We start from the raw sequence: 10,053 nt of genomic DNA on the forward strand, positions 1-10,053 counted from the left end.
CCGGGCTGGACCGGCGGCGCCGGCTGCGCGACCTGGACCAGCGGTTCCGGCCGCTCGGCCCGGACCGGCGGCGCCGGCTGCGCGACCTGGACCAGCGCCTGCCGAGGACGCGGTGCCGGCGGTGGTGGCGCAGCTCGCCGCAGCCGTCGACCGACGCGACCTGCCCGGCTACCTCGGAGCGCTGGCCGGCGCCACGGTGTGCGTCCCCCTCGCCGGAGAACCGACGCCGGACGTCGACTTCCCGTGGACGGTGGTCGGCGACACGACCGGCGCGCCGCTGCTGCCGGTCTTCACCTCGCCGGGGGCGCTCGCCGCGTTCGCAGGGGACGGAGTGCCGTTCGTCGCGCTGCCCTGCGCCGAACTGTTCGAGGACTGGCCGGACCCGTCCTGGGGGCTGGCGGTCGACCCGGGCAGCCCCCGAGCGGTCGCCCTGGCCGCCCCGGCCCTCGCCGCCCTGCTGACGGCGAACGTCTCCACAGCCTGACGCCCTGTCCAGCCGCGACGACGCCCCCTCTCCCGCGATCTTGCAGTTGCTGTCGCGGCACAGGGAGCTTGCCACTCATCTCGGCGACAGGAACTGCAAGATCGGCGCGACGGGGACGCGGGGTGGCTCGGAGGGACGGGGCGGCACGAACCGCCCGCGGTGGCGTCGTTGGTCACTCCGGAGGGGGTGGCGAACGGCCGCTGGGCTGGGCAGCATGGAGGGCATGGACTACGAGTACGCGCCACTGCGGCTGCCGCCGAACGTCGACCGGTTGACCGCCGCGGCGCAGTTGGCGATCCAGGCGGAGTTCTCCGGATGGGAGTTGGCCCGGGTGCGGCTGTACCGGGACGGCACGCGGCAGGTGGTGCTGCGTCGTCGGCGCGTCAACCAGCCGCAGCCGGGTCTGTCGTACTGACGACCGGGCGGTGCCGCCCGAGGCCGGAGTCGGCCCCGGGCGGCACCTGGCCTAGTGCTGGTGCCCGGCGTGGTCGTGGTCGTCGTCGAGCTCCAGGAACGGGTGCTCGTCGAGCCGACCGACCAGCCGGTCGTCGGCAGCCGGCTGGAACGGGCCGACGGCGTCGTCGTCGTCGAACGACTCCAGGTCGACCGGGGTGCCCACCTCGCTGACCATGACCACCCCGTCGAGCGGCTCCAACTCGGGGACGTCCAACGCGCCGAGCGAGCCGTCACCGCTCTGCAGCAGCTCCAGCACCGCCTCGCCGACGCCCTCCACCGGCGCCGGCTCGTCGTCCTCCGGGGTGCCCTCGCGGCGGGCCGCCTCGGCCACCCGCAGCAGCGCGGCGACGCTCGGCACCCGGTAGTCACGACGCTGACGCACCGAGATCACCCGGGGGTGCGGGTCGCTGGCCTCGGCACCCTCGCCGCCGCCGAAACGTTCGTCGGCCTCGTCCGGGTCGATCGAGTCGACATCCCACGGCGTCACCTCGCCGAAGGCGTCGAGCAGTCGCTCGTCGTACGCGAAGGAGGCGTTGTTCAACGCCACGTACGCCTGCCAGACGTCGTCGTCGTCGACGCGGCCCTGCGCGGCGCGTACGGCGGCCAGGTGGTGGCGGGCCGCTTCGATCACCCGCTCGAGAGCGGCGTCCAGCTCACCATGCTGGTCGGTCATGTGGGGCAGTCCCTTCACGATGGGGAGGTTGCGCGCCGGCGGCCACCGCCGGACACGACTAGCAGGTGCGGAGGAACCGGTCGAGAACCCGCACGCCGAACTGTAGTCCGTCCACCGGAACGCGCTCGTCGATGCCGTGGAACAACGCCGAGAAGTTCAGGTCGGCGGGCAGCCGCAGCGGGGCGAACCCGAAGCAGCGGATGCCGAGCTGCGAGAACGCCTTGGCGTCGGTGCCCCCGGAGAGCATGTACGGGACGGGCCGCGCTCCCGGGTCCTCCGCGCGCAGGGCCGCCGACATGGCCTCGACGAGGTCACCGTCGAAGGTGGTCTCCAGCGCCGGCTGCCGCTGGACGTACTCGATCGCGATGTCCGGGCCGACCAGCTCGCGCAGCTGCCGCTCCAGCAGCTCGGACTGGCCGGGCAGGCTGCGGCAGTCGATGGTGGCGGTGGCCCGGCCGGGGATGACGTTGTCCTTGTAGCCGGCACTCAACCGGGTCGGGTTGGCGGTGTTGCGGATGGTCGCGCCGATGATGTTGGCGATGGGGCCGAGCTTCGCGATGGCCGTCTCCGGGTCGTCCGGGTCCAACTCGATGCCGAGCAGGTCGGAGACCTCGGTCAGGAAGGCCCGCACGGTGTCGGTGACCACCACCGGGAAGCGGTGCCGGCCGATCCGGGCGACGGCCTCGGCGAGCGCGGTGACGGCGTTGTCGTCGTGCATCATCGAGCCGTGCCCGGGGCGGCCCTTGGCGTGCAGCCGCAGCCAGTCGATGCCCTTCTCGGCGGTCTCGATGAGGTAGAGCCGCTGGTTGTCGTTGACCGAGTAGGAGAAGCCGCCGACCTCACCGATGGCCTCGGTGCAGCCGTCGAAGAGGCCCCGGTGGTTGTCCACCAGGAAACGCGCGCCGTAGTCGCTGCCCGCCTCCTCGTCGGCCGTGTACGCGAGCACGATGTCGCGCGGGGGTCGTACGCCGGTGCGCTGCCAGTGCCGCACCACGGCGAGCACCATCGCGTCGAAGTCCTTCATGTCGATGGCGCCCCGGCCCCAGAGGTAGCCGTCGCGCAGCTCGCCGGAGAACGGGCCCACCGACCACTCGTCGGCGTCGGCGGGCACCACGTCCAGGTGGCCGTGCACCAGCAGCGCGCCGCGGCTCGGGTCGGTGCCCGGGATGCGGGCCACCACGTTCGCCCGACCCGGCGCGGACTCGTGCAGGACGGACTCCACGCCCACCTCGGCGAGCTTCTCCGCCACGTACTCGGCCGCGCGGCGCTCGCCGACGCTGGTGTCGTTGTCACCGGTGTTGGTGGTGTCGATGCGCAGCAGGTCGCGGCAGAGGTCCACGACCTCTGCGGTGGGGTCGGGCAGGGCGGAGGCGGCATCGCTCGTCATCGCCTCTTCATACCAGCCCGGGCCGCTCGACAGGCCGGCGCGGGTGGGCGCATCGACGGGCCGGTTTCGCGTTGGTCGCGTTCGGGTACCGCCGCCCACGACCGTACGTCCCTGCCGGAGCTTCCGCCCGCCAGTCGAGGAGGGCACCATGTCCGCTGTTCCCCTGCCGCCGCTGCCGCCCGCGCCCGCACCCGATGAGGGTTACCGACCCGCCGGTCGCAGCATCGCCGACATCGTCGACCGGGAGCACCGGCAACTGCTGGCGCTGCTGGACCAGCTCTCCGGCCCGGACACCACGCCGCAGGAGGGGTTGGCGGTGCTCACCGCCGCGCTGTCGCGGCACCTGTCCGCCGAGGAGCAGTACCTGCTGCCGGCGGTCCGCGCGGTGCTGCCGGCGGCCACCGAGCGGGTGGACGCGGAGATCAACGCCGACGCGGCCCTGCTGAGCGCCCTGAAAGGGCTGACGGACGAGGCGCTGACCGAGATCGCCGAGCGGGTCCGCCGGCATGTCGACGGGGTGGGCGCGCTGGTCACCGAGCTGCGCGCGGTCGCGACCGAGGAGGAGCTGATCCGGCTGGGCAACCGGTTGGAGATCGCCGAGGAGGCCGCGCCGACCCGGCCGCACCCGGGCACGCCGGCCACCCCTCCATGGAACCGGATCGTGGAGCCGGCGGTCGGGGTGGTGGACAAGGTCCTCGACGCCGTGACCCGCCGGCCGACGTACCTGGCGGACCTGCCGGAGCCACCGCGCGACCGGTGACCGGTGCCCGCCGGCATGCATTCATTATCACCGATCCGCTCGGGCTATTCCGCCAGCAGACACGTAGTCCTACCGTCACAATATGAACCTGGAGCTGCGTCACCTGCGGGTGGTCTGCGCGATAGCGGAGACGGGAAGTGTGACGAAGGCGGCCTCGGCTCTCGGCCTGGCCCAGCCGGCGCTCACGGCCCAGCTCCAACGCATCGAACGGACGCTGGGCGGCCCGCTGTTCGACCGGGACCGGCGCGGGGCTCGACCCACCGCGCTCGGTGAGCTGGTGCTGGCCCGCGCCCGGGTGCTGCTGCCGGCGATGAAGGGGCTGCAGGACGAGGCCGCCCGGTTGGCCGGGGCTGGCGACACACCGCCGTGCTACCGGTTCGGTGGGGTGAACAGCCCGATCCTGGGTCGGCTGGTGCACCGGTTGGCGGCCGAGCAGCCGCCCGCCCAGATCACCACGTACGCGTCCTGGTCGGTGGACGAGCTGGCGCAGTTGGTGGCCGGCGGTCGGCTGGACTTCGCGCTGGCCGGCGTGTGCGGCGACGCCAGTCCGTCGGCCGGGTTCGGGTTGAGCTGGCAGGAGGTCGCCGTCGACCCGGTGCTGGTGCTGCTGCCGGAGACCCATCCCCTCGCGGCGCAGGACGAGGTCCGCCTGGCCGACCTGTGCCACGAGCAGTGGGTCGCCGCGCCGGGTGACGGCTGCTTCGCCGACTGCTTCGCCGCCGCCTGCGCCCGTGCCGGCTTCACCCCCCGCAAGGTGTACGAGACCGACATCCGCGGCTGCGTCGACCTGGTGGAAGCCGGCGTGGCGGTGGCCCTGTGCCAGGCGACGTTCCGCCCCGTGAGCGGCCTGGTCACCCGTCAACTCGCCGGGACGCCGCTGCGCTGGCGGCTGCTGCTCGGCTGGCATCCGGACTCCCACGCCGCCCAGGGTGCGGCGCTGGTGCTGGAGACGGCCAAGGCGGCCTACGTCGACTCGTTGGCGCCGCACCCGGCGTACCTGGCCTGGCTGCCCCGCAACCCGGGGTTCGGCGTCCGGCATCCCACCGGGGTACGGCCGGGCTGAGCGGCCGGTATTCCCGGCCGCTGGCGGTGCGAACCGCCGTGGGCCGGGTATCTGGCGGACATGACCGACCTCTACCCGCCCGCCGACGACCGCGAACTGCTGCGCCAGGCGGCTGCCGCGCACACCGCCGCCACCCGCGAGGTGGAGGCTTTCCTGCGCCGCCTACCGGCGGTGCCCGACCCGGCCGACGTGACCGAGTACGCCAACCTGCTCACCCGAGAGGACCAGACCCGCGGTGACCGGGACGCCGCCGCCGACGCGGCGGGCCTGACCATCGCAAGCCTGGAATCCGACAAGGGCCAGTAGCAGGACGCCGAACGGTGCCGTCCCTGCCCGGGACGGCACCGTCGTGCGGTCGCTCAGCGTTCGACGAGCGGGTCGTGACCCAGGTCCAGCAGGGAGTGCCGCCAGCTGTCGTCGGCGTTGCCGCGCGACGGCTTGGCGTCCATCAGCTCGCGGATCCGCTCGACCGCCTCCCGCATCACCTCGATGTCCTCCGGGGTGAGGTCCACCTTGCGCTTGGTGAGCACCTTGAGGATCTCCCGGCCGGGCTGGGGCAGGTCGAGGTTCGGGTTCGGGCTGAACGACTCCTCTCCCGAACCCCGGGTCAGCAGCCACGTTCGCAGCTGCTCCGACGGGACGTTGACCTCGGCGTGGAAGTCCTCCCAGAGCACTTCCACCTCGGGGTCGAGCCGCGCTTCGCGTACCATCAGGTCTCCTCTCCGGGCGGCGGCCCGGACGTCTCCGGGTCGTCCTGGTCGGTCTTCGGATGCAGGCCCTCCGCGGGCACCCGCGTCCGGCGGGGGTTCGCGGTGGGCGGCGCCAGGATCGGGTCGGGATGGTCGTCCTCATCCCGGGGTTTCGCGGACTCCGCGGGCTGGTGCGGGTCCTCGTGTTCGTCCCTTCGCGCCGGCCCGCTCATCGCGGGTGTGTGGTCGTGGCGGCGGTGTACCCCCGCTCGCCCGCGGTCACGTCGAAGGTGAGTGCGCCGTCGCGGACGTCCACAGTGACCTTCTGCCCCGGCGAGATCGCCGACTCCAGCAGCATCCGGGACAGGTGGTTGTCCACCTCCCGCTGGATCACCCGGCGCAGCGGGCGGGCACCGAACTCCGGCTGGTAGCCGTGCTCGGCGAGCCAGTCGATGCCGGCGGTGGTGAACTCCACCTGGAGGTCCTGGGCGTGCATCCGGCGGCGGGTCTCCTCCAGCAGCAGCGCGGTGATGTCGCGCAGCTGCTCGGCCTCCAGCCGGCGGAAGATGATGACCTCGTCGATGCGGTTGAGGAACTCCGGGCGGAAGTTCTCCTGCAGGCGGCGCATGAGCCGCTCCCGCAGCTCGTTGCTCTCCTGCTCGCTGCCCACGTCCCCGGTGCCGAAGCCGACCGAGCGCTGGGCGCCGGTGATCAGCTCGGAACCGAGGTTGCTCGTCATGATCAGGACCGTGTTCTTGAAGTTCACAGTGCGACCCTGACTGTCGGTGAGCCGCCCGTCGTCGAGCACCTGGAGCAGGATGTTGAACACGTCCGGGTGGGCTTTCTCGATCTCGTCGAGCAGCACCACCGCGTACGGACGGCGCCGCACCGCCTCGGTGAGCTGACCGGCCTCCTCGTAGCCGACGTATCCGGGCGGAGCGCCGACCAGCCGGCTGACCGTGTGCCGCTCCTGGAACTCGCTCATGTCCACCCGGACCATCCGGTCCGCCTCGCCGAACAACGCCTCGGCCAGGGCCCGCGCCAACTCGGTCTTGCCGACGCCGGTCGGGCCGAGGAACAGGAAGCTGCCCATCGGCCGCTCCGGGTCGGCCAGCCCGGCCCGGGAGCGGCGCACCGCCTCGGCGACCGCGGTGACCGCGTCGTCCTGACCGACCACCTTCTGGTGCAGGTGGCCCTCCAGGCGCAGCAGCCGGTCGCGTTCCTCCTCGGTGAGCTGGCTGACCGGGATGCCGGTGGCCCGGGAGACCACCTCGGCGATCTCCTGCGGGCCCACCTCGGGCACCTGGGAGCCGGACGAACCGTCCTCGCCGTTCGCCCGTCGAATGTCCTCCTCCAACTCGGCGATCCGGTCGCGCAGCGCGGAGGCCCGCTCGTACTGCTCGTCGGTGACGGCCTGTTCCTTGTCCCGGCGTACATCGTCGAGTTCCTGCTCCAGCTCCCGCACGTCGGACGCGGGGGTGCGGGTGCGCAGCCGCACCCGGGCGCCGGCCTGGTCGATGAGGTCGATCGCCTTGTCCGGCAGGAAGCGGTCGGTGACGTACCGGTCGGACAGCTCGGCGGCGGCGACCAGCGCCTCGTCGGTGAAGCGCACCTGGTGGTGGGCCTCGTACCGGTCGCGCAGCCCGCGCAGGATGGCGATGGTGTCGTCGACGCTGGGCTCGGGCACCAGCACCGGCTGGAAGCGCCGGGCCAGCGCGGCGTCCTTCTCGATGCTCTTGCGGTACTCGTCCAGCGTCGTCGCGCCGATCACCCGCAGCTCGCCGCGGGCGAGGGCGGGCTTGAGCATGTTTGACGCGTCCATTCCGCCCTCGCTGCCGGCGCCACCGGCCCCGACCAGGGTGTGGATCTCGTCCATGAAGATGATCAGCTCGTCCCGGTGCGCCCGGATCTCGTCGATCACCTTCTTCAGCCGTTCCTCGAAGTCGCCGCGGTAACGGGTGCCGGCGACCAGACCGGCCAGGTCGAGCTGGACGACCCGCTTGCCGAGCAGGGTCTGCGGTACGTCGCCGTCGCAGATCCGTTCGGCCAGCCCCTCGACGATGGCGGTCTTGCCCACGCCGGCCTCGCCGATCAGCACCGGGTTGTTCTTGGTCCGCCGGGACAGGATCTCCACGGCCTGCTCGATCTCGTCGGCCCGCCCGATCACCGGGTCGATCTGGTCGTTGCGGGCCAGGTCGGTGAGGTCCTGGCCGTACTGGTCCAGGGTGGGGGTGCCGCGGTCCGGCTTCGGGCCGTTCATCGGCCCGCGCTCGGCATTGGCGGCCTGCAACGACTCCGGTTGGATCCGGCCGGCGGCCAGCATCCGCCCGGCTGGCGACTCCGGGTTGAGCGGCAGCGCCATCAGGATGTGCTCGGGGCCGATGTAGTTGGCGCCCATCGCCCGGGACAACTGATGGGCGTCGAGCAGCGCCCGCTTGGCGGCGGGGGTCAACGACAGGTTCGGCGGCACCTCCCCGCGCGGCGCGCCGTCGCCCTTTCCACCGAGGGCGTTGAGCAGGGTGTCCGGGTCAGCCCCGGCCCGGCGTACCAGGTCACGCAGCGGTTCGCGTTGCAGCGCCGCCCAGAGCAGGTGGTCGGTGTCCAGGTCGCTGCTCTGCCGTTGCGCGGCCCGCCGGGCCGCGTCGGCCAGCATCTCCCGAGCGTCGGCCGTCATCAGTCGGGTGATGTCGACCCGGTGCGGCGGTCGGCGCCCTCCCTCGCCCCGGCCGAAGTACCTGGCCAGGAATTCGTCCCACGGGTCGGAGCCGATGTCACCGGGTCCCATCATGTCTGTCCTCCGCAGTAGGGCTCGGCACGGTCGGCAGGGGCTACCCGGCGCGCGCCCCGACAAACGCCGCAGGTGGCGGAGGACCGGCGTTCCGGGAGTGGCGTCGGGTCAGGGCCGGCCGATGGTGGCAGGCTGACGGGATGGATGAGACCCCGCTGCTGATCGTGGATGGCGCCAACGTGGTGGGCTCGCGCCCGAACGGGTGGTGGCGTGACCGTGCCGGGGCCGCTGCCCGGTTGCGCGACTCGCTCGCCCCGGTGGCGACCATCGGGTTGCCGGCCCGGCTGACCGCCCCGGTGGAGGTGGTCCTGGTGGTCGAGGGTGCCGCGCGGGACGTGCCGGGCACCGAGGGCGTCCGGGTGGTCTCCGCCGCCGGCTCCGGCGACGACACTGTGGTCGAGCTGGTGGAGGGCGCGCCGCGACGTCGGCGGCTGGTGGTCACCGCCGACCGGGAGTTGCGCGGGCGGGTGACAGCGCTGGGTGCCGAGGTGTACGGCCCGCGCTGGCTCCGAGAGAACCCGACCAGCAACTGAGAAATTCTCGCACTGGGACTCCCACAGATCGGACTCCCGGCACTTCCGAGGGCCTTCCGGACAGGCGGGCAGGAACACCGACAGGGCGGATGTTCTTTCGGAACCGCCGATAGGCTCTAATGGAGATCTCCCCGCCCCCAGGAGGTTCCGCCGTGGCGAGCGTCGCCGAGCTGAAGGCTGCCATCGATGTCGCCCTCCAACAGATCGGAGACGGGCAGACAGCCGTGCAGGCGGCCGGCGAGAAGCTCTCCGAGGCACAGCAGACCCTGGCCGGGGCGCTGGAGGGCAGCGGGCACGAGACGGTGGAGGCGGCCCAGGCGTCGCTGACCCAGGCCAGCCAGGAGCTGGAGGAGTGTCTCGCCGCGACACTTGTCGCGGTGGAGCAGGCGCAGCTCTACGTCTCCACCCTGTAGGCCGCCATGTCCATCATCGAGGATGTCGGCGGGCAGGTCCGTGCCGCCACCGAGGAGTTCCCGGTGGCCCTGCTCGGGCAGGCGCTGGAGAAGTTCGGCCTGGCCGCGGAGCGGCTGCGCTGGGTACGACAGGAGTCGGCCAACCCGATGGGGGTGCCCGAGCTGTCCGCCGCCACCGAGCACGCCGAGAGCGCCGGCTACGCGCTGCGGGTGGCCCAGGAACAGCTGTCGGCCTACCTGACGGCGATCGGGCTCGGCGCGGACGGCGCCCCGGCACCCCGCCCCGAGCAACGCGCTCCCCGCCACGACACGCCACCGGCGTCCGGGCCCGCCACGGTCGCGCCGGAGCCGGCCGAGCAGGTGCGAATGCGCCGCTGGTGGTCGGTGCGGGTGGCCGAGCTGACCGGCGGGCGCGAGGGCACCGACGACGAACCCGACGAGCGGGTGGACGACTCCCAGGAGTTGCTGCGCCGAGTGGTGGGTGGTGTCCGCTCCGGCGACCGGGACCGGCTCCGCAAGGAGTTGCGCCGAGCCCCGGCCGACGTGGGGCTGGGCCTGGCGGCGCTGGCACCGCCGCTGCTGCGCGAGCTGGCCGGTGAGCTGCTCGGGCACCCGCCGCGCGCCACCGACCTCGGGCGGCTGCGCGGCGAGTTGGACGGACGCGTCCGCGACCTGCTGCCCGGGTTGCCGCCGCCGGTGCTGGAGACGCTGCTGACCCGGTTGTGCCGGATGCCGCCGCCGCGCGCCTCCGGGGAGCCGCCGCACGCCGCCGACTCCGCGGTCACCGCCGGGGTGGCGACCGGGCTG

13 protein-coding genes are annotated in these 10,053 nt (G+C 73.0%); 8 read left to right on the forward strand and 5 right to left on the reverse strand.

Annotation, left to right across the window (positions count from 1 at the left end):
* Positions 1–112 precede the first annotated feature (112 nt).
* Positions 113–484 carry an SseB family protein gene (locus tag GUI43_RS32410; RefSeq protein WP_112700611.1) on the forward strand — a complete coding sequence of 124 codons (372 nt, stop codon included), beginning with the start codon at positions 113–115 and terminating at the stop codon, positions 482–484.
* A 223-nt stretch (positions 485–707) separates the two neighbouring features.
* Positions 708–899 carry a DUF5703 family protein gene (locus GUI43_RS32415; RefSeq protein WP_013734349.1) on the forward strand — a complete coding sequence of 64 codons (192 nt, stop codon included), beginning with the start codon at positions 708–710 and terminating at the stop codon, positions 897–899.
* A gap of 51 nt (positions 900–950) precedes the next feature.
* Here the strand turns inward: GUI43_RS32415 and GUI43_RS32420 are convergent, their stop codons facing one another.
* Both GUI43_RS32420 and GUI43_RS32425 read right to left on the reverse strand, forming a co-directional pair.
* The gene (locus tag GUI43_RS32420) at positions 951–1,613 is read right to left on the reverse strand and encodes a hypothetical protein (RefSeq protein ID WP_091408864.1); all 663 of its coding nucleotides are present in this window, start codon (positions 1,611–1,613) and stop codon (positions 951–953) included.
* Positions 1,614–1,671: 58 nt separating this feature from the next.
* Positions 1,672–3,000: a M20/M25/M40 family metallo-hydrolase gene (locus tag GUI43_RS32425; protein ID WP_091408443.1), complete on the reverse strand. Its 1,329-nt coding sequence runs from the start codon at positions 2,998–3,000 to the stop codon at positions 1,672–1,674.
* A gap of 148 nt (positions 3,001–3,148) precedes the next feature.
* On the opposite strand from GUI43_RS32425, the gene GUI43_RS32430 reads away from it, so the two are divergent.
* The 3 genes from GUI43_RS32430 (at position 3,149) to GUI43_RS32440 (ending at position 5,129) form a co-directional block, all read left to right on the forward strand.
* Positions 3,149–3,760 carry a hemerythrin domain-containing protein gene (locus GUI43_RS32430; RefSeq protein ID WP_112587424.1) on the forward strand — a complete coding sequence of 204 codons (612 nt, stop codon included), beginning with the start codon at positions 3,149–3,151 and terminating at the stop codon, positions 3,758–3,760.
* An 82-nt stretch (positions 3,761–3,842) separates the two neighbouring features.
* Positions 3,843–4,823: a LysR family transcriptional regulator gene (locus tag GUI43_RS32435; RefSeq protein WP_112700613.1), complete on the forward strand. Its 981-nt coding sequence runs from the start codon at positions 3,843–3,845 to the stop codon at positions 4,821–4,823.
* 60 nt (positions 4,824–4,883) lie between these two features.
* Positions 4,884–5,129 carry a hypothetical protein gene (locus GUI43_RS32440; RefSeq protein ID WP_053655798.1) on the forward strand — a complete coding sequence of 82 codons (246 nt, stop codon included), beginning with the start codon at positions 4,884–4,886 and terminating at the stop codon, positions 5,127–5,129.
* A gap of 53 nt (positions 5,130–5,182) precedes the next feature.
* Here GUI43_RS32440 and GUI43_RS32445 read toward each other — a convergent pair whose 3' ends face one another.
* The 3 genes from GUI43_RS32445 to GUI43_RS32455 are packed head-to-tail and all read right to left on the reverse strand — an operon-like array spanning position 5,183 to position 8,300.
* Complete coding sequence (locus tag GUI43_RS32445; RefSeq protein ID WP_112700615.1) at positions 5,183–5,533, reverse strand: DUF3140 domain-containing protein; 351 nt, start codon at positions 5,531–5,533, stop codon at positions 5,183–5,185.
* Positions 5,533–5,745, reverse strand: coding sequence for a hypothetical protein (locus GUI43_RS32450; RefSeq protein ID WP_112587428.1), 213 nt, complete (start codon positions 5,743–5,745; stop codon positions 5,533–5,535). Before GUI43_RS32450 ends, GUI43_RS32445 begins: the two co-directional genes overlap by 1 nt.
* A complete protein-coding gene (locus GUI43_RS32455; protein WP_112587430.1) occupies positions 5,742–8,300 on the reverse strand; it encodes an ATP-dependent Clp protease ATP-binding subunit in 2,559 nt (852 codons plus the stop codon). The genes GUI43_RS32450 and GUI43_RS32455 overlap by 4 nt, the downstream gene beginning before the upstream one ends.
* Positions 8,301–8,440: 140 nt before the next feature.
* On the opposite strand from GUI43_RS32455, the gene GUI43_RS32460 reads away from it, so the two are divergent.
* From GUI43_RS32460 to GUI43_RS32470, 3 genes are all read left to right on the forward strand, one after another.
* On the forward strand, positions 8,441–8,833 hold the full coding sequence (locus tag GUI43_RS32460) for a PIN domain-containing protein (RefSeq protein WP_091408422.1): 393 nt from the start codon (positions 8,441–8,443) through the stop codon (positions 8,831–8,833).
* A gap of 152 nt (positions 8,834–8,985) precedes the next feature.
* The gene (locus GUI43_RS32465; protein ID WP_030332749.1) at positions 8,986–9,246 is read left to right on the forward strand and encodes a hypothetical protein; all 261 of its coding nucleotides are present in this window, start codon (positions 8,986–8,988) and stop codon (positions 9,244–9,246) included.
* Between the two features lie 6 nt (positions 9,247–9,252).
* The coding region (locus GUI43_RS32470) for a hypothetical protein (RefSeq protein ID WP_112700617.1) at positions 9,253–10,053 on the forward strand (801 nt) is incomplete at its 3' end.

The sequence above is a fragment of the Micromonospora noduli genome (genome assembly GCF_003264365.1).
Lineage (GTDB): Bacteria > Actinomycetota > Actinomycetes > Mycobacteriales > Micromonosporaceae > Micromonospora > Micromonospora noduli.

Coding starts and splice junctions, on each gene's coding strand:
- GUI43_RS32415 (WP_013734349.1), top strand. CDS start 708: ATGGACTACGAGTACGCGCCACTGCGGCTGCCGCCGAACGTCGACCGG.
- GUI43_RS32420 (WP_091408864.1), bottom strand. CDS start 1,613: ATGACCGACCAGCATGGTGAGCTGGACGCCGCTCTCGAGCGGGTGATC.
- GUI43_RS32425 (WP_091408443.1), bottom strand. CDS start 3,000: ATGACGAGCGATGCCGCCTCCGCCCTGCCCGACCCCACCGCAGAGGTC.
- GUI43_RS32430 (WP_112587424.1), top strand. CDS start 3,149: ATGTCCGCTGTTCCCCTGCCGCCGCTGCCGCCCGCGCCCGCACCCGAT.
- GUI43_RS32435 (WP_112700613.1), top strand. CDS start 3,843: ATGAACCTGGAGCTGCGTCACCTGCGGGTGGTCTGCGCGATAGCGGAG.
- GUI43_RS32440 (WP_053655798.1), top strand. CDS start 4,884: ATGACCGACCTCTACCCGCCCGCCGACGACCGCGAACTGCTGCGCCAG.
- GUI43_RS32445 (WP_112700615.1), bottom strand. CDS start 5,533: ATGGTACGCGAAGCGCGGCTCGACCCCGAGGTGGAAGTGCTCTGGGAG.
- GUI43_RS32450 (WP_112587428.1), bottom strand. CDS start 5,745: ATGAGCGGGCCGGCGCGAAGGGACGAACACGAGGACCCGCACCAGCCC.
- GUI43_RS32455 (WP_112587430.1), bottom strand. CDS start 8,300: ATGATGGGACCCGGTGACATCGGCTCCGACCCGTGGGACGAATTCCTG.
- GUI43_RS32460 (WP_091408422.1), top strand. CDS start 8,441: ATGGATGAGACCCCGCTGCTGATCGTGGATGGCGCCAACGTGGTGGGC.